Raw genomic sequence first — 18,194 nt, forward strand, 5'->3', positions numbered from 1 at the left:
AGGCGTGAGCGACACAATTGCATTGAAACTCGACGGGGTGACCAGCGGCTATGGCGCCTCGGTCGTCCTGCGCGACCTGTCGATGCAAATCGACGCTGGGCAGGCCGTGGCGCTGCTGGGCAAGAACGGCATGGGCAAGAGCACCCTGCTGAAGACCGTCATGGGCTATCTGCCCAAGCAGGGCGGCAGCGTGGCCCTGGGCGGCGAGGACATTACCCGCCTGCCCCCGCACCGGGTCGCCCGCAAGGGCGTGGCCTACGCCGCCCAGGAACAGGCGATCTTCACCGAACTCAGCGTGCGCGACAACCTGCGCCTCGGCCTGGCCCGCGAAGCCGACTTCCCGGCGCGGTTCGCCGCCATCGAGCCGGTTTTCCCCGTGTTCAAGGACAGGCTACGGCAACCGGCAGGCACGCTGTCGGGCGGCGAGCAGAAAATGCTGCTGGTTGCACGCGCCCTGATGCTTCGTCCGTCCGTTATCCTTCTGGATGAGATCACGGAAGGATTGCAGCCTTCCGTCATCGAACGCCTGGCGCAGGCCCTGTTGTGGGAACGCCGGGAAAATGGCACCGCGATGCTGCTGATCGAACAGAACGTCGCCTTCGCCCTGCGCGTCACGGACCGCTTCCTGGTGTTGAAGCAGGGGCGGATAGTCGAACAGGGCGACGCCAGGGCGGACAGCGCGGCGGAAACGATATTTGCCCATTTGCGCGTGTAGCGGCGCGCGACGGACCAGGACGGAGTCATGACGGCAAGCAGGGGATCATCGGCGGATTGGCGCATCGGCATACTGTTTTCGCGCACTGGCGTTACCCGCGTGACGGGGTCGGAGCACTTCCTGGGTACCGCGCTGGCGGTGGAGGAAATCAACGCCGCCGGCGGCGTGCTGGACCGCCAGCTGGCGCCGGTTTGCTACGACCCGGCCAGCGATCCGGCGGAATACCGGCGCCTGGCGACCAAGCTGATGGCCGACGACGACGTCAACGTCATCTTCGGCTGTTCGACGTCATCCAGCCGCAAGGCGGTCCTGCCGGTAGTGGAGCGCAACAACGGCCTGCTGTGGTACTGCTCGTTCTACGAGGGCTTCGAATATTCGCCCAACGTGGTGTACACGGGCGCGGTGCTGAACCAGAACGCCATGCAGCTGGCGGCCTATCTGTTGCAGCACAACGGCTCGCGCTTCTTTCTGGTGGGTTCGGACTACATCTATCCGCGCGAATCCAACCGGGTCATGCGCGACATGGTCGAGCAGCACGGCGGCGAGGTCCTGGACGAGGTCTATCTGCCCTTGTCCGCCGGCGCCGCGGAAGTGGCCGAAGTCATCCGCGACATTCGCTCGGCGCAGCCGGAAGTCGTGTTCTCGACGGTGGTGGGGGACTCGGCGCGCATGCTGTACCGGCAGTACGCCGAAAGCGGCCTCGATCCTCACCGCATGCCCATCGCCAGCCTGTCCATGGCGGAAGAGGAAATCCGCCTGGTGGGGCCGCCCCTGTGCGCGGGCCACATCACCGCCGCCACCTATTTCAACTCCCTGGACAATGAAAGCAACCGCCGCTTCACCGCCTTGTGGCGTGCCCGCTATGGCGACCGGCCGACCAGCACGTGGTCGGAGTCCGCCTACAACCAGGTCCATCTGTTCGCCCGGGCGCTGGAGCGCACCGGCAGCCTCGACCCCGCCAGGCTGGTTCGCATGGCACACTCGGTGCGTTACGATTCGCCCGAAGGTCTCCTGGCCATCGATTCGGAAAACAATCATTGCCTGCTGACTCCGCGTATCGGAGTCTGCCGCGAGGACGGCCAGTTCGATGTGGTGTGGCAGGGGGCGGAGCCGGTCAGGCCGGATCCCTATCTGTCCACTTTCGGCCTCGCGGAATTCTGGCTGAAGTAACGCCATGAGCAGCATACGCCGCCTCTACGAAGATCTGCGCAGCATCAGCGTCGCGGTGGTCCATCCGCCGGGCGAAGACCGCGACCTGCTGATCGAGCAGCTCAAGCGCATCGGCTGCCGCCTGCAGGTGCTCTGGCCGTATTGCCAGGAGCCGCCGCGCGGTGCCGACGTGGTGTTCTTCCACTTGTCGCAGGACATGCCCAGCGGCGGCATGTGGTGCGCCAGCGCGACCGACGCGACCCTGATCGCGCTGTCCGACTATGAAAGCCCGACGACGCTCAAGCTGCTGCTGGACAGCAGCGCCCATGGCGTCCTCACCAAGCCTTTCCGCTCGTCCGGCGTGTTGAGCACACTGGTGCTGGCACGATCGGCGCAGGGTTTCCAGCAGCGCCAGCAGGCCAAGATCCAGAAACTGGAAGCCACCATCAAGTCGCGGCGCCAGATCGACAAGGCGATCAAGGTGCTGGTCGATCATCAAGGCATGGATGAGGTGAAGGCCTACGAACACATGCGGGCGCGCGCGACCAGCCTGAGGGTGACCGTGGCGGAAGTCGCGGCCATGGTCATCGATGCGCAGGAAGTCATGGAAAAGCTGGGGTTGGGGCGCCCGGGATAGCGGCGGCGCACGCTGTTACCCCATTTCGCGGCAAACTATGCTGCCCGCGGTGAACGGCGCGGGCGGAATCCCGCGCGTCGCGCGTCTCGCCCATAAGAACACATCCGGCGGGACGGCGCGGTTGAGCAGGCAGGGCAGGTAACTTGCTGGTATCCGTCGTGGATGCGCAAGGAGGCGTGATGAGCCAAGTAGACAGGGAGCGGCGCGAAGCCACGGACCGCGTTGCCCGTGCCTTGCTGGAAAGCGCGACGGACTTCGCCATTTTCACGGTCGATCTGGCGCTGGTCGTCACCAGCTGGAACGCGGGCGCCCGCCATTTGTTCGGCTGGGAAGAGGAAGAAGCCCTGGGCGCCGATTCGTCGATGATCTTCACGCCGGAGTCGCGCGATCGCGGCGACCACCTGACGGAAGCGGAGACGGCTCGCGTGCACGGCCGCGCCGAGGACGAGCGATGGCACCTGCGCAAGGATGGCTCGATGCTGTGGGCGTCGGGACTGATGCAGCCCTTCCTGGACGACATCACCGGTGAACACATCGGCTACCTGAAGATCGTGCGCGACCGCACGGAACAGCACCTGGCGGAGAACCGCGCCAAGGCCGTCGACGCACGTTTCCGCGCCCTGGTGGAAAGCTCGCCGCAGATGACGTTCTTCACCGACGCCAAGGGGCGCGTGATCTACACCAGCCCGTACTGGGCCCGTTACACCGGTTGGGACCAGCAGGACGGGCAGCGCGGCGACTGGACCGAATCCCTCCATCCCGAAGACCGCCTGCCGCTGCAGCAGGCCTGGCGCGCCGCCATGGCGAACGGCACGGGCTGCGAGATGGAGATCCGCTTCAGGTGCGCGGCCGACGAGAGCTGGCGCTGGTTCATGGCGCGCGCCGCGCCCATCGAAGAGGATGGCCGGGTCAGCGGCTGGCTCATCATCGCCTTCGACATCGACCTGGTGGTGGCATCGCGCAACGATTTGCGTCGCAGCCAGAAGCTGTTGCTGAGCGAGGTGGCGCGCGGCAAGGCAGAGCGCGACCGCACCTGGCAGCTCGCCAACGACCTGATGGTGGTGACGGATTTCGATGGCTACGTGCTCGACGCCAACCCGGCGTGGACCGCGCGGCTGGGGTGGCAGCATGAAGAACTGCTCGGCAACGACATCCTGGGACTGGTCCACCCCGACTACAGTTCGCTGGCGCAGAACCAGCTCGATCGCCTGCGGCGGGGCCACGCCGCGTCGCGTTTCGTGTGCGAATGCCGGCATCGGGACGGCAGCTACCGCACGCTGTCTTGGACCGCCGTCCCCGGCGACGGCCTGGTGCATGCCGTGGCCCAGGACGTCACCGCGGAAAACGAAGCCACCGCCGAGCTGGGACTGGCGCAGGAAGCGCTGCGCCAGTCGCAGAAAATGGAAGCGGTGGGACAGCTGACCGGCGGCATCGCGCACGACTTCAACAATCTGCTGACCGGCATCATGGGTGCGCTGCAGCTCATGCAGAAGCGCCTGGAGCGCGGCCAACCCATGGACATGCTGCGCTACACCGACATGGCGATGGAGTCGGCCAAGCGCGCGGCGGCGCTGACGCACCGGCTGCTGGCGTTCTCGCGGCGCCAGCCATTGGCGCCCAAGCCCACCCAGCCGAACCGGCTGGTGGGCAACCTGACGGAACTGTTCGAGCGCACGCTGGGCGAAAGAATCGCCCTGGAGGTCGATCTGCAGGCGGATCTCTGGAATGTGCTGTGCGATGCCCACCAGCTGGAGAACGCCATCCTGAACCTGGTAATCAATGCGCGCGACGCCATGCCCGACGGCGGCACGCTGACCATCACCACGCGCAATGTGGATCTGGACAATATCGCGGTGGCGCGCGCCGTCATCCTGACCGCGGGCGAGTACGTCTGTATCTCCGTGGCGGACACCGGCCTGGGCATGCCGGCCGAAGTCGCCGCCAAGGCCTTCGAGCCTTTCTTCAGTACCAAGCCGCAGGGCGAAGGGACGGGGCTGGGGCTGTCCATGGTCTATGGCTTCGTGCGGCAGTCCGGCGGCCATACGGACCTGGACAGCCGGCCCGGCGAGGGAACCGCCATCCGCATGTATCTGCCCCGTTACGCCGGGCCGCTCGTCGAGGAATCCGCCGCCGGCACGTTGCAGGACGGTCCAGCGCCGCGGCCGCCGCCACGGCATCCCCTGGTGCTCGTGGTGGAGGACGACCCGCGCGTGCGCAATCTGCTGGTCGAGGTCCTGCAGGACCAGCAGTGCCGTGTCGTGGAAGCGGCGGATGGACTGTCGGGCCTGCGCATCCTGCAGGAAACGCCGAGCATCCAGCTGGTGCTCAGCGACATCGGCCTGCCGGGCATGGACGGCAGGCTCATGGTCGAGAAAGCACGCGCTTCGAATCCCGGGCTGAAGGTGATCCTGATGACCGGTTATGCGCAAAGCCTGGCCTTGACCGAAGGCCTGCGCGAGCCGGGCATCGAGCTGGTCACCAAGCCCTTCGGCATCGACGAAATCACGCGGCGCATCTGCGCCATCCTGGGCAGTTGAGATAAAGAATCTCTTTGCTCGAATCGCACAATTATTCGCTTTCGCTTTCCGACGGCGTCCGTCCACAATACGTCCCACCGGAGGCCTGCCTCCGTACCGTGGACGAGACGGCATGGACATGTTGCAAGCAAGGATATGGCGCAGCGCCGGCGCGGGCGCTTTCGTGACCTACCGCGTGCCGCGCCACACCAGCCAGACCGTGCTGGATGTGGTGACCTATATCCAGCGCGAACTGCAGCCCGACCTGGGCTACCGCTATGCCTGCCGCGTGGGCATGTGCGGCTCCTGCGCGATGACCGTCAACGGCAAGGCCCGCTGGACCTGCCGCACCCATGTGTCCAAGGTGGCGCCGGACGGGCTGCTGGAAATCGCGCCGCTGTCGAACCTGCCGGTGATCAAGGACCTGGTGACCGACATGAGCGGTTTCTTCGACAAGTGGAGCCAGGCCAAGGGCAGCTTCGCCGGGTCGCTGTCGCGCCATGACGACTTCGCGCGCGTGCCGCCCGCCTCGCCCCGGCGCCAGGCGGTGGATGCCGGCATCGAATGCATCGGTTGCGGCGTGTGCTACGCGTCCTGCGATGTGGTGACGTGGCGGCCCGAATATCTGGGGCCGGCCGCATTGAATCGCGCCTGGACCCTGATGAACGACGAGCGCGATGTGGAAGGGCCGCAGCGCCTGCGCGCCGTGGCGGGCGACGCCGGCTGCCATTCCTGCCATACGCAGGGCAGCTGTACGGAGCGCTGCCCCAAGGCGCTGGCGCCGACCGCCGGCATCGCGGGCCTGAAACGGCTGGCCGCCAAGGCGGCGATCAAGGGCGAGTTGTGATGGCCGGCATGAACCTGCGCACGCAGGCCGGGCTCTGGTATCTGCAGCGCATCAGCGCGATGGCCCTGGCGCTGTTCGTCGCGGTCCATATCGCGATCATCGTGTATGCCGTGCAAGGTGGGCTGAGCGGTGCCGAGATCCTGGCGCGCACGCGCGGCAGCATCGGGTTCGCCGCGTTCTATGGCCTGTTCGTGCTGGCCTGCGCGGTGCACGTGCCGATCGGCCTGCTGCGTATCGCGGAGGAATGGCTGCGCTGGCGCGGGCGTTCGGCCGTGGTGGCCGCGCTCGCCTTCGCCGTGCTGCTCGCCGTCATGGGCCTGCGGGCCGTGTACGGGGTGGTGGCGTGATGCGTCGCAATGACTTCCGCGCGCGCAATCACCCTGCGTACTGGGCGTTCCTGGTGCATCGGCTTTCCGGCCTGGCGCTGGCCCTGTTCCTGCCCGTGCATTTCTGGGCATTGGGCCAGGCCATCGCCGGAGAGCAGGCCTTGGACGGCTTCCTGCACCTTGCCGATCGTCCGCTGTTCAAGTTTGCCGAATGGGGACTGGTGGTGCTGCTGTCGCTGCACCTGATGGGCGGCCTGCGCCTGCTCGTCATCGAATTCGCCCCGTGGACCCACCTGCGCAAGGACTGGCTGGCGGTGGGCCTGGGCGTGGGCGCCTGTACGGGCCTGGCGTTTCTGCTGGCGCTGTTGCGGTAAGGGCGGCGCTTGTCGCGGTACGAGCCTCGCCCCGATGCGAGGCCGCATAACCAAGGAGACAAGCATCATGCACGACTACCTGTACGAGTTGTCCCTGCGCGCCCGCCAAGCTGGACGCAGGCGCTGGCTGCATACCTGTATCCTGGCCTTCGCCACCACGGCGCTGGCGATCTCGGGCGGCGCTCATGCCGATGCGCCCTGGCCCGACAAGCCGGTGCGCATCATCGTTCCTTTCACCGCGGGTGGCACCACGGACGTGGTCGCCCGTGTGCTGGGCGCGGAGCTGGGCCAGCTGTGGCACCAGTCGGTGGTCATCGACAACCGGCCCGGCGCGGGCGGCGCCATCGGCGCCACGCTGACGGCCAAGGCACCGCCCGACGGCTACACCCTGCTGATGGCGTCCGGCAGCATGTTCACCGTCAATCCCTATCTGTACCGCAACCTCCCATACACCCTGAAGGATTTCGACTACATCACCAACGTGGCCAGCGGTCCCATGCTCGTGCTGGTGAACAACGCGCTGCCCGCCCATGACCTGAAGGCGCTGATCGCGCTGGCCAAGGCGCAGCCGAAGAAGCTGAACTTCGGCTCGGCGGGCAACGGCAGCCAGGTGCATATGGCCGGCGAGGCCTTGGCCGACGCCGCCGGCATCCAGATCACGCATGTGCCGTACAAGGGCGAGGCACTGGCCTACAACGACCTGCTTGCCGGCCAGGTGCAACTGGTGGTCGGCAATATCGCCGCGGCCTCCGTATTCGCCAAGAGCGGCAAGGCCCGCGCGCTGGCGGTCACGGGGCCCGTGCGCTCGCCGATGATGCCGGACGTGCCGACCGCGAAGGAAGCCGGCCTGCCGGACTACGAGACGACGGGCTGGTTCGCCCTGGTCACCGCGGTGGGGACGCCCAAGGACGTCGTCGACAAGATCCAGCGCGATACCGCCATGGTGCTGCGCAACCCGGCCGTGCGCGAGAAGCTGGCCGGGCAGGGCATGACGCCGGTGGGCAATACGCCGGCCGAGCTCGTCAAGAGCATCCAGGACGAATCCGGGAAGTGGAAGGCCATCGTCGCCCGCCGCAATCTTTCCATTGAATGAACGCCGCGCTCGGTCGCGGCGGCCGGTGCGGCCGCGACGACGCGTGCGATGGGAGCAGCAGCATGAATCCAGATCTCGCGGCGGTGGAAGAAGCCGCCAAGGACCTTTACATCCGCGCATTGAAAATCCTGCCGCCGGACGTCAAGGCCGGCATAGACAGGCTGGCCGCCGATGAAACGCATGAAGTCGCGCGCGGCGTGCTGCAGACGATGCGCACGAATATCCGCGTCGCCGAGGACAACGAGAACCTGCTGTGCCAGGACACCGGCATACCCATCTACAACGTCGCCATCGGCCGCAATGTCCACGTCGACGGCCACGCGTTGAAGCAGGCCATCCGTCGTGGCTGCGAGCGGGCCACCCGCGAGCATCCGCTGCGATCGTCGGTCGTGCATCCGCTGACGCGCAGCAACAACCACACCTCCTGCGGTTTCGAGGTGCCCGTCATCCATATCGATTTCGACGATGCGCCGGACCGCCTGTCCATCGAGATGATACCCAAGGGCAGCGGCTCGGAGAACAACTCCTTCCTGAAGATGGCGGTCCCGGCGGAAGGCATCGACGCCATCAAGACCTTCGTGGTCGATTGCGTCATCGCGGCGGGCGGCAAGACCTGTCCGCCCACCATCGTCGGCGTGGGCGTGGGCGGTACCTCGGATCTGTGCGTGGCGCTGGCCAAGCGGGCGGCCACGCGGCCATTGGGGACGCAATGCGCCGATCCCGAGGGCGCGCGGCTGGAGCAGGTGCTGTCCGCCGCGGTCAACCAGTTGGGCGTCGGGCCGCAAGGCCTGGGCGGCGATGGCACCGCGTTCGCCGTGCACATCGAGCTGGCCCATACCCACATCACCATGAACCCGGTGGCGGTGAACATGCAATGCCACTCGGCGCGGCGGGCCCGCGCCGTCATCACGCCGCAAGGCATCGATTACGGATTCTGACCATGGCGCACCACGAACTGATCATGCCGGTGACCGAGGCGCAGGCGCGGCAGCTGCGCGTCAACGATACCGTCACCTTGCAACGTACGCTCTACGGTATCCGCGACGCCACGCAGATCCATATGTTCGACAAGAGCCGCAGGACGCGCATGGACCTGGCCGGCCATGCGGTCATCCATACGGCGCCCAATGTCCGCAAGGTGCCGCCCAGCGACGCGCACCCGGCGGGCTATGAGCCTGTCTGCATCGGCACGACCACGTCCGACCGCATGGAGCGCTTCACCCGGCCCCTGATGCAGCAATACGGCGTAAGGCTGGTCATCGGCAAGGGCGGCCTGAGGCAAGGCTCGCAGGATGCCTTCCGCGAACTGGGCGGCGCCTATCTGGCCATCATCGGCGGCACGGCGGCGCTGGAAACCACCTGGATCGAGCAGATCGAGGACGTCGACCTCGACGACCTGAATCCCGAATCGCTATGGCGCTTCCGTATCCGCGACTTCGGCCCCCTGCTGGTCGCGATGGACAGCCACGGCGGCAGCCTGTACGACGCCGTCAGGCAGGACACCGAGGCGCGCCGCGCCGCCGTGCTGGCCGGCCTGGGAGTCAGCGCGTCATGAACCTGGTCCAGCCCATCAAGCGCCTGCGCACCGATATCCTGATCCTGGGCGCCGGTGGCGCGGGATTGTTCGCGGCGCTCCATGCGCACCAGCGCGCACCCGAGCTGTCGATCACGGTGGCCGTCAAGGGCCTGCTCGGCAAATGCGGCTGTACGCGCATGGTGCAGGGCGGCTACAACGTCGCGCTGGCGCCCGGCGATTCCGTGGAACGCCACTTCATGGACACCATAGAAGGCAGCAAGTGGCTGGCGAACCAGGACCTGGCATGGACGCTGGTCAGCACGGCCATCGAACGCATCCACGAACTGGAAAACGAGCTGGGCTGCTTCTTCGATCGCAACCCGGACGGCACGGTGCACCAGAAGGCCTTTGCCGGACAGACCTTCGACCGCACCGTCCACAAGGGCGACCTGACCGGCATCGAGATCATCAACCGCCTGGCCGAGCAGGTATGGCGGCGCGGCATCGGCAGGCTGGAGGAACATCGCGCGCTGGCCCTGGTGCGTACGGCCGACGGCCTATCGCTGGCGGGCGTGCTGATGATAGACGTCCGCACCGGCGGCTTCGTTTTCGTGCAGGCGCGCGCCGTGTTGCTCGCGACCGGCGGCGGCCCGACCATGTACAAGTACCACACGCCGTCCGGCGACAAGAGCTGCGACGGGCTGGCCATGGCCCTGGCGGCGGGGTTGCCGCTGCGCGATATGGAGATGGTGCAATTCCATCCCACCGGCCTGCTGGCCGGCACCCAGACGCGCATGACCGGCACCGTGCTGGAAGAAGGCCTGCGTGGCGCCGGCGGCTACCTGTTGAACGGCGACAAGGAACGCTTCATGGAGCGCTACGATGCGCGCGCCGACCGGGCCACGCGTGACATCGTCTCACGCGGCATCTATGCGGAAATGCGCGCCGGGCGCACGTCTCCCAATGGCGGCGTCTATATCCAGATGCACCACCTGGGCGTCGACGAAGTGCGGCGCCAGTTCAAGGGCATGGTGGAGCGCTGCGCCGACTGCGGTTTCGACCTGGCCGGCGGCCTGGTCGAAGTGGTGCCCACGGCGCATTACATGATGGGCGGCGTGGTGTTCCAGCCTGACTGCCGGACGGCGCTGCGCGGCCTGTTCGCCGCCGGCGAGGACACGGGTGGCGTGCATGGCGCGAACCGCCTGGGCGGCAACGGCGTGGCGAATTCCACCGTGTTCGGCGGCATCGCCGGCGACAGCATGGCGGACTGGGTGCGGCGGGAAGGACAGTGGCACGCGCCCGACGAAGCAGCCATGGCCGCCGCCGTCGACGACGCGCTGGCCCCCTTCACGCGGCCGGCGGACGGACTCAACGCCATACGCGAAGCCTTGTACGACTGCATGTGGGACGACGTGGGCATCATGCGAGACGCCACCGGCCTGCTGCGTGCCCGTGGCACGCTGGCCGGCCTGCGCGATCGCCTGGCGCTGACCGGCGTGGCGGGCGCGGACCGGGCTTTCAATCCGACCTGGCATGACTGGTTGAACCTGCGCAGCCTGATTACCGTCAGCCAGGTCATCGCCGAAGCGGCGCTGGCGCGTGAGGATTCGCGGGGCGCCCATTTTCGGGAAGACTTTCCCTTGGCGGGCGATATGCTGGGGTCCGCATACACGGTGGCGCGGTGGCGGGACGGCGCGGTGGGCATCGCGCGTGAGCCCGTGGGCTTCACGCGGGTCGCACCGGGAACGACGCTGCTGCGCGACGCCGCCTGACGGCGGCCGCTCGGGCGATCCTGGCCCTGGCGGCCGCTGCTCAACCCGCGATCGCGTTCACGAGCAGGCTGATGCTGCCCAGGATCAGCACCGTCCACAGCAGACGGAAGATGTGCATGGGCGAGATGCGATGCCGTAGCCAGGAGCCCACGCGCATCCCGAAGAGGCAGCATGGCACCAGCCACACCATCAGGGCCAGTACCGCCGGCTGCAGCAGCAGTCCCGTGATCGCGAACATCACCAGGCGGGTCACGCCGGTGAGCATGATCAGGGTCCCGACCGTCGCCCGCAATGCATGGCGATCTTCCAGGCGGCCTGCCAGGTAGATCGTGTACAGCGGCCCGCCGGTGCCGAACATCGCCGTGAGTCCGCCGCCGCCCACGCCCAGGGGTATGGCCCAGCCCGCGTTCAAGCGGCGGAACACGTCGCCGCCTCGCAGCCGCCATAACGAATAGCCGAGCACGCCCACGCCGAGCACGATCAGGAGCGGCCGCTCCGGGACGTACATCAGCAGGGCCAGGCCGGCGACCATGCCGAGCAGCATCCATGGAACGATGCGGCGCAACTCCGTCATCTCCACGTCGCGGCGGCTGGTGGCGCCCAGCAGCAGGCCGGAGATCATGTCGCAAACCAGCATGATGGGCACCGCGCGGTGCAGGGGCATGACTTGCGTCAGCAAAGGCATGGCCACGATGGCCGAACCGAAGCCCGTCATCCCGAAAATGATGTAGCCGCCGGTCAGCGCCATGCCGGCGACCAGCAGCGGCCATGGGTCCACGCCGGTGACGGACGCGCCCAGATGCGATACCAGGAAATCCCACATCGTCGTCGATCCGCCTCGGCTCAGGCGCCCGCCGGACGGCTGACGGTGGGGGCGGGAAAACCTTCGATCATGATATTCAGGCAGGCCGGAAGCCCCGAGCGGTAGGCCTCGTCGATGGCCGGCGCCACTTGCGCCGGGTCGGTCACCTGCTTGCCGAAACCGCCGAACGCGGCGGTGACCGCGTCGTAGCGCGCCGGCAACAGTTCGCAGCCGATCAGCCGGTCCTTGCCATAGTCGCGCAGCTGGATCTGGTATTCGGCGTTCCAGCGCGCGTCGTTGCCGACCACGGCGATGAAGGGCAGGCGATAGCGCACCGCCGTGTCCATTTCGGCGGTATGGAAGCCGAAGGTGCCGTCGCCCATCACGGTGACCACCGGGGCATCCGGGCGCGCCAGGCGCGCGGCCAGCGCGAAGGGCAGGGCGGCGCCGATGGAACCGGCCACGCCGTTCACCACCCGGTTCGGCGCATGCAGGCAGGCTTGCGCCCATTGGCCGATTTCGCCGCCGTCGGCGATGAGTACGGAGTCGGGATGGCTGTCCAGCAGTTGCTGCACGGGCGCCAGCGCCTGGACGGGATGCATGCGCCCGTCCAGGGCGGAAGAGGCCGTCCGCCAGGCCTCGGGCCTGTAGGCGATGGCGTCGCGCACGTCCCGCGTCCACGATCCGTGCCGTGGCGATCTGGCGGACGCCATGGCGGCCCGCAGCAGCGCGTTCATCGCCGATGCCGCGTCGGCCAGGGCCCACGCCTCCAGCCGCGATCCCACCGCCCGGCGCGTGCGTTCGAGCTCGGGCGCATCGGCATCGACCTGCAGGAAAGCGCAGTCGGCCGCGATGGCGGGAGGCTTGCCGAACTTCAGCGTGAAATCCACGCGCTTGCCCAGCAGCAGGATGCAATCGGCCTGCGCCAGCATCTGCGCGAAAGCGCCCAGGCTGGGGTCGGCGACGCCGCGCGGGCTTTCCATGCCGATGACGGGGATGCCGCTGGCGGCCTCCAGTTCGCGCGCACGTGCCAGCGCCGGTCCCATCATCGTGGCCGGACCGGTCAGGATCAGCGGCCGCTGCGCGGCCCGCAGGCGCTGGAGCAGGGACGCGGCGACGCCGGCATCCAGCGCCTGCGCGATGGCATCGAAGGATTGCGGCGTGTCCGTCTGCGCGGTACATGCCGCTTCCAGCGCATCGGTGGGCAGGCCCAGGCTGACCGGGCCCGGGCGTCCCGAACGCGCGATGCGCATGGCCGTGCCGACGTCGCCTGCCATGGCGTCGGCGCTGCCGACCGTGGCGGACCACTTGGCCAGCGGCTCCGCGACGTCGGCCTGTCGCATTTCCTGGAAGGCGCCCATGCCGATCTGGTTGTTGGGCGCGTGGCCGGACAGCAGCAGCACCGGCGATTCCGCCATGGACGCGGTGTACAACGCCGACACCGCATTGGCGTGGCCGGGCCCGCCGGTGACCATGGCCACGCCGACTTCTCCCGTCAAACGCGCCCAGGCATCGGCCATATGCACCGCGGCGGCCTCGTGGCGCACGTGCACCAGCTCGATACGGGCGTCGACGCATGCATCGAACACCGGCATGATGTGATTGCCGGACAGCGTAAAGATGCGCTTCACGCCGGCGGCGCCCAGGGTCTGCACGAGCGCGTCGGCGCCATTGCGGGATCGGGTCATGATGCGGTCTTCCTCCGATTGTGGTTCTACTTGATCTGTATGTTCAGCTTGCCGCCCAGGTCGCGGAACAGTCGGTACTGTTCTTCCGCGAAGCGCGCGGTGGCGGCCGGCGCCATGACGTTCGGCACGGAACCGATATTGCGCACGCCGGCAAGCCATTCATTGTCCTTGGACAAGCGTAGCAGCACATCGGCCCATTGCCGCACCAGGGGCGCCGGCATGCCGGGCGGCCCGTACAACGCGCTCCAGCCGCTGATACGTTCCAACTGGGGAAAGCCGGCTTCCTTGGCGGTGGGCACGTCGGGCAATTCGGGCAGGCGCTGCGCCGTGGTGGTGACGAGGGCGCGCAGGCGGCCCGCCTTGACGTTGCCGATCAAGGCCGTGACGTTGTTGCAGCTGAACTGCACTTCCCTGGACAGTACGGCGGCCGTTGCCTCGCCGCCGCCCTTGTAGACGATTTGCGCGGCGGCCTGCGGCGGCAGGCCGGCGGCATCCAGCAGCATCTGGGTCGCCAGATTCAGCACGGTGGCCGGGCCAGACGTGCTGTAGTTAAGCTTGCCCGGCTGTTCGCGGATGGCCTGCACCAGTTCGCCCAGGGTTCGGTAGGGCGCATCGCCGTTGACGACGCACACCATGGGGTTCAGGTCGAGCAGGCCCAGCGGCGTGAAGTCGTTCCACTTGTATTTCAGGTCGGCCTGCAGCGCCGGCAGGATGGCTTGCGAGCCGACGCGCGCCAACAGCAGCGTGTAGCCGTCGGGCGCCGCTTCGCGCACGAACATCGAGCCGATGGCGCCGTTGGCGCCGCCCTTGTTCAACACCACCATGGGTTGGGGCAGCATGGCCTGCACCGCCTTGGCCAGGTTGCGCGCCGCCAGGTCGGCATCGCCGCCGGCGCTGAAGGGCACGACGATGGTGATCGGATGTTCAGGATAGCGGGGTGCGGCGGCCGCCGCCGCGGCGTTGAGCGCGCAGGCGAGCAGGGCGGCACAGGTCAGGATGGCCGTGCCGGGGAATGCGGCCCGGCCGCGCGCCGCGCGGGCGAGCGTCCGGTGCCTCGGACGGGCCGCGGCGAACGCGCGGCATGCGATGCGTTTCATAAGGGTCTCCTCCGGCGGCGTCCAGTCCGCAGGGGGACCGGCGCCACGCTGTTATCGATGTTTTTGTCCTGACCGGAGTCGCATTGCCGCCGGCGGCCCCCGGATGCCTTAGGGATAGCGATGCATGCGCCAGGCAGCGGCGCGGCTTATTGTTCTATATCATCTATATAAATCAAAAGCTAAATATTCTTCGGTCGAGACAAAGCAAATCTTCCTCTGCGCGACGCTCGCGCCAGAGGTGGCGCGCGCCCCACCCATGTCGTCCATCCGCACCCTGAAGACCTTCCTGGCCGTGGCCCGGCACGGCACCTTCGCCGCCGCCGGCAAGGAGATCGGCCTGACGCCCGCCGCGGTGGGCCTGCAGATCCGCGCCCTGGAAGAAAGCCTGAACTGCCGCCTGTTCGACCGTACCGCCCGGTCCGCCGTGCTGAATCCCGCGGGCCGCGCGCTGGTACCGGAAGTCGCCGACATCGTGCGCCGCTATGAGTCGCTGGGCACCGAGGCCGGCGGCGACGGCATGTCCGGGACCATGGTGATAGGCGCGCTGGTGTCCGCCCTGATGGGCGCGTTCGCCGATGCCTTGTGGACGGTGCGCCAGCGCTATCCGCGGCTGGACGTGCGCCTGTTCGCCGGCCTGTCCAGCGATTTCGCGATGCGCGTCGAGCGCGGCGAGCTGGACGCCGCGATCGTCACCCAGCCGCCGCATCCCTTGTCGTCCAACCTGTTGTGGACGCCGCTGTACGCGGAGCCCATGATCCTTATCGTGCCGCGCAAGCCGCATTTTCCCCTGGCGTCCAGGGTGGAAGACGTGCTGGGGGACTCGCCTTTCCTGCGTTTCGAGCGCAACACATGGACGGGGATCCTGGTGCAGGAGGTGCTGGACCGGCTGGGCGCGAGCGTGCGCGAAAGCATGGAGCTGAATTCGGTGGAGGCCATCGTCGAGCTGGTGCGGCATGGCTTCGGCGTGTCCATCGTGCCCCGGCTGGCCAATGTCGCCTGGGCGCAGGACCGGGCGCTACGGGTCGTGCCGCTGCCGGGCGTGGAAGTCTATCGCCGCGTCGGCCTGCTGGAGCGGGGCCGCCACAGCCGGACTGCCTTCACCGAAGCGGTCAAGGAATACTTTGCCCTGGCATCCGAAGCTCCCCAGCCGCCGCACGAGCCCCGCGCGGATACCCGGCGCGGCAGTCGCCGCAAGACCGTGGCGGCTTTCTGATATAGTTGCGCCCTTCCCGCGAAACCGGGTCCCGCCGTTGATCGGCGGACAGGCCCAGGAACGGGGGAGACTTGAAGAGAAAGAAATCCGTGCTATAATCTTTCTTCTGTACTTAAGCTTAAGTTACTTAAAAAGTTATTTAAGCCTGAGTGCTCAGCGCCCGTAGCTCAGTTGGATAGAGTACTTGGCTACGAACCAAGGGGTCGTGGGTTCGAATCCTGCCGGGCGCGCCAATATCACTGCTTGATTTGCTGCTTGATTCATCAAACAATCAACTCAGGCAGTCAAAGCGGCTTGAAGGTTTATCCTTCAAGCCGCTTTTTCTTTTCCTGGCGAGTCTTGGCGATTTTCCGGCGCTCTAATCGATCGTCGCCCCCGACCGCTTCACCAGCGGCACCCACTTGTCGATGTCCTGCTGGATGAACTTGGCGAACTGCGCCGGCGTCTCGTCGCGGTACACCTCATAGCCCAGCGCCTTGAGTCGTTCCTGCAGCTTGGGGTCGTTCATCACCGCGCGCGTGGTCTCGTTCAAGCGGTCGATCACGGCCTGGGGGGTGCGGGCCGGTGCCAGCAGGCCGAAATCGACGGAGATCACGTATCCCGGCACGCCGGCTTCGATCATCGTGGGGATTTCAGGCAGCAGTGGCGAGCGTGCTTCGCCGGTGGTGGCCAGCGCCTTGACCTTGCCTTCCTTCACCAGCCCCGAGACGCTGGGCGTGTTGTAGAAGCCGAAATCGACTTCTCCCGCCATGACGGCGGTGACGCCCTGCGGCGCTCCCCGGTAGGGAATATGCGTGGCATTGGTATCGGTCAAGGCCTTGAGGTTTTCGGCCGACAGGTGATGGGTCGTGCCATTGCCACCCGAAGAAAACGTCAGGCGGCCGGGGTGCTGGCGCATCGCGTCGATCAGCGCCTTGACGGAGTCGTACTTGCCGCCCTGCTTGACGATCAGCACATTCGATCCCCCGGCCAGGTAGGCCACCGGCGCGAAGTCCTTCTGCGGATCGTAGGGCATGGTCTTGAACAGCCCCAGGTTGATGGCCCAGGTATTGTTCGATCCCATGACGAGCGTGTAGCCATCGGGGGCCGATCGCGCCACGTAGTTCATGGCGATCAGCCCGCTGCCGCCGGCCTTGTTTTCCACCACGACGCTCTGGCCCAGCCGCTCGGACAGTCCGGGCTGGATGGCGCGCGCCAGGATATCCGCGGTGCTGCCGGCGGCCAGCGGCACGACGAGCGTGATGGGACGTGACGGGAAATTGTCGGCCTGCGCCGAAAAGCCATAGCCGGCCAGGGCGGCCAGGCAAACCCCTAGTATTTTTTTCATGACGACTCCGACGGTCGATAATTGGCGATACGCGGCGAACCGCTACATGCCTGTCGCTGGCGTTCCGCAGCGCATCAAAGCCTAGCCAGCGTATCGGACGCCGCGTGTCGTCCCTAGGCCGCCGCGCCTATACCGTCATGTCGTCGCGTTATGCCCCGGCGCGCTTGCCGCAGGCCTTGATCGTGTCGCGCGCCACGGACGCGAAGGCCTGCGCGGCGGGAGACAAGGGATAGTTCGCCAGCCGGACCAGCGAAATCGGCCACTCCAGCTCCGGTTCGCTCAAGGGTATTCCCTTGATGCCGCGGGGCATCACCATGGTCGCGATGCGCGGCATCATCGCCACGCCCATATCCGCCTGGATCAGGCCCAGGGCGGTGGAAACCAGCACGGCGCGCTGTTCCACCCGGGGATAGATGTTGTGGGCGATCAGCTTGCGGCTGATGGCCAGCCAGGCATGCGCGTTCGGATTGAGCTGGATACAGGGGAGCTCGGCCAGGATCCGGGCGTCGACCGACGCGCGCCGCGCCAGCGGATGGTCGTCGCGCACGAACAGCGCCATCCCGCAGTCCCAGAGATTTTCGACGACCAGCTTGGAGTCGTCGGGGGCGATCAAGGCCCCCAGGCCGATATCGGCTTCGTGGGCCAGCAGCTTGGCGCGGATGTGATCGACCACGCAGTCCACGACGGTGACTTCGAGCTCCGGGTGCTTCTTGTGGAAGCGGCGCAGGATCTCCGGCAGCAGGGTGGCGGCGGTAACGTGTCCCACGGCGACATTCACCGAGCCCGCCTTCAACTGCGTCATGTCGCGGCATTCCCGCAACACGCCGTCGATCGACAGCACGGCGCGCCGCGCGACGTCGACGATGGCGCGGCCTTGCGGGGTCAGGCAGGCGTCCCGGCCCCTGACCACCAGCGTCTGCCCCAGTTCGGCTTCCAGCCGCCGGACCAGGTGGCTGACCGAGGGCTGCGACATGCCGAGCTGCTCGGCGGCGCCGGTGAAACTACCCGAATCGCCCACGGCGATCAGCGCGCGCAGTTGCCGCAGCGAGACGGGTTCCGAAGTGTCTTCCATAGCCTGGCGTCATGGAGAAATAGCGTGTATACCATAGGAGCATGCCCGGC

Annotated in this window: 17 protein-coding genes and 1 tRNA gene; 13 read left to right on the forward strand and 5 right to left on the reverse strand. The window is 67.2% G+C overall.

All coding sequences use genetic code 11. The features are described 5' to 3' along the window. Window positions 1-4: 4 nt before the first annotated feature. From CAL12_RS07795 to CAL12_RS07845, 11 genes are all read left to right on the forward strand, one after another. Complete coding sequence (locus CAL12_RS07795; protein ID WP_420042761.1) at window positions 5-715, forward strand: branched-chain amino acid ABC transporter ATP-binding protein; 711 nt, start codon at window positions 5-7, stop codon at window positions 713-715. Between the two features lie 27 nt (window positions 716-742). Beyond that, on the forward strand, window positions 743-1,885 hold the full coding sequence (locus CAL12_RS07800) for a transporter substrate-binding domain-containing protein (protein WP_086063971.1): 1,143 nt from the start codon (window positions 743-745) through the stop codon (window positions 1,883-1,885). A gap of 4 nt (window positions 1,886-1,889) precedes the next feature. After that, window positions 1,890-2,501, forward strand: a complete 612-nt coding sequence (locus tag CAL12_RS07805; protein WP_198298402.1) for an ANTAR domain-containing response regulator — start codon at window positions 1,890-1,892, stop codon at window positions 2,499-2,501. A gap of 179 nt (window positions 2,502-2,680) precedes the next feature. After that, window positions 2,681-5,038, forward strand: coding sequence for a hybrid sensor histidine kinase/response regulator (locus tag CAL12_RS07810; RefSeq protein ID WP_086063972.1), 2,358 nt, complete (start codon window positions 2,681-2,683; stop codon window positions 5,036-5,038). Between the two features lie 112 nt (window positions 5,039-5,150). Further along, on the forward strand, window positions 5,151-5,864 hold the full coding sequence (locus tag CAL12_RS07815) for a succinate dehydrogenase/fumarate reductase iron-sulfur subunit (RefSeq protein ID WP_086063973.1): 714 nt from the start codon (window positions 5,151-5,153) through the stop codon (window positions 5,862-5,864). Window positions 5,865-5,872: 8 nt separating this feature from the next. Next, a complete protein-coding gene (locus CAL12_RS07820; RefSeq protein WP_332459155.1) occupies window positions 5,873-6,211 on the forward strand; it encodes a succinate dehydrogenase in 339 nt (112 codons plus the stop codon). Next, on the forward strand, window positions 6,211-6,564 hold the full coding sequence (sdhC, locus tag CAL12_RS07825) for a succinate dehydrogenase, cytochrome b556 subunit (protein WP_086063975.1): 354 nt from the start codon (window positions 6,211-6,213) through the stop codon (window positions 6,562-6,564). The genes CAL12_RS07820 and sdhC overlap by 1 nt, the downstream gene beginning before the upstream one ends. A gap of 67 nt (window positions 6,565-6,631) precedes the next feature. Further along, window positions 6,632-7,657: a Bug family tripartite tricarboxylate transporter substrate binding protein gene (locus CAL12_RS07830; protein ID WP_086063976.1), complete on the forward strand. Its 1,026-nt coding sequence runs from the start codon at window positions 6,632-6,634 to the stop codon at window positions 7,655-7,657. Between the two features lie 62 nt (window positions 7,658-7,719). After that, the gene (locus CAL12_RS07835) at window positions 7,720-8,595 is read left to right on the forward strand and encodes a fumarate hydratase (RefSeq protein ID WP_086067739.1); all 876 of its coding nucleotides are present in this window, start codon (window positions 7,720-7,722) and stop codon (window positions 8,593-8,595) included. Window positions 8,596-8,597: 2 nt separating this feature from the next. Continuing rightward, complete coding sequence (locus CAL12_RS07840; protein WP_086063977.1) at window positions 8,598-9,212, forward strand: fumarate hydratase C-terminal domain-containing protein; 615 nt, start codon at window positions 8,598-8,600, stop codon at window positions 9,210-9,212. Next, a complete protein-coding gene (locus CAL12_RS07845; RefSeq protein ID WP_086063978.1) occupies window positions 9,209-10,945 on the forward strand; it encodes an L-aspartate oxidase in 1,737 nt (578 codons plus the stop codon). The genes CAL12_RS07840 and CAL12_RS07845 overlap by 4 nt, the downstream gene beginning before the upstream one ends. Window positions 10,946-10,985: 40 nt before the next feature. Here the strand turns inward: CAL12_RS07845 and CAL12_RS07850 are convergent, their stop codons facing one another. The 3 genes from CAL12_RS07850 to CAL12_RS07860 are packed head-to-tail and all read right to left on the reverse strand — an operon-like array spanning window position 10,986 to window position 14,532. Continuing rightward, entirely contained in the window at window positions 10,986-11,768 is a 783-nt protein-coding gene (locus CAL12_RS07850; protein WP_086063979.1) for a sulfite exporter TauE/SafE family protein, read from the reverse strand. Between the two features lie 20 nt (window positions 11,769-11,788). Beyond that, the gene (locus CAL12_RS07855; RefSeq protein WP_086063980.1) at window positions 11,789-13,435 is read right to left on the reverse strand and encodes a thiamine pyrophosphate-binding protein; all 1,647 of its coding nucleotides are present in this window, start codon (window positions 13,433-13,435) and stop codon (window positions 11,789-11,791) included. Window positions 13,436-13,461: 26 nt separating this feature from the next. After that, the gene (locus CAL12_RS07860) at window positions 13,462-14,532 is read right to left on the reverse strand and encodes a tripartite tricarboxylate transporter substrate binding protein (RefSeq protein WP_086063981.1); all 1,071 of its coding nucleotides are present in this window, start codon (window positions 14,530-14,532) and stop codon (window positions 13,462-13,464) included. Window positions 14,533-14,788: 256 nt separating this feature from the next. On the opposite strand from CAL12_RS07860, the gene CAL12_RS07865 reads away from it, so the two are divergent. Both CAL12_RS07865 and CAL12_RS07870 read left to right on the forward strand, forming a co-directional pair. After that, window positions 14,789-15,745 carry a LysR family transcriptional regulator gene (locus CAL12_RS07865; protein WP_086063982.1) on the forward strand — a complete coding sequence of 319 codons (957 nt, stop codon included), beginning with the start codon at window positions 14,789-14,791 and terminating at the stop codon, window positions 15,743-15,745. A 156-nt stretch (window positions 15,746-15,901) separates the two neighbouring features. Then, a tRNA-Arg gene (locus CAL12_RS07870) sits at window positions 15,902-15,978 on the forward strand. A gap of 125 nt (window positions 15,979-16,103) precedes the next feature. Here the strand turns inward: CAL12_RS07870 and CAL12_RS07875 are convergent. Both CAL12_RS07875 and CAL12_RS07880 read right to left on the reverse strand, forming a co-directional pair. Beyond that, window positions 16,104-17,072, reverse strand: coding sequence for a Bug family tripartite tricarboxylate transporter substrate binding protein (locus CAL12_RS07875; RefSeq protein ID WP_086063983.1), 969 nt, complete (start codon window positions 17,070-17,072; stop codon window positions 16,104-16,106). Between the two features lie 148 nt (window positions 17,073-17,220). Further along, entirely contained in the window at window positions 17,221-18,144 is a 924-nt protein-coding gene (locus tag CAL12_RS07880; protein WP_086063984.1) for a LysR family transcriptional regulator, read from the reverse strand. Between the last annotated feature and the right edge of the window lie 50 nt (window positions 18,145-18,194).

The sequence above is a fragment of the Bordetella genomosp. 8 genome (genome assembly GCF_002119685.1).
In the GTDB taxonomy this organism is placed as follows: domain Bacteria; phylum Pseudomonadota; class Gammaproteobacteria; order Burkholderiales; family Burkholderiaceae_B; genus Bordetella_C.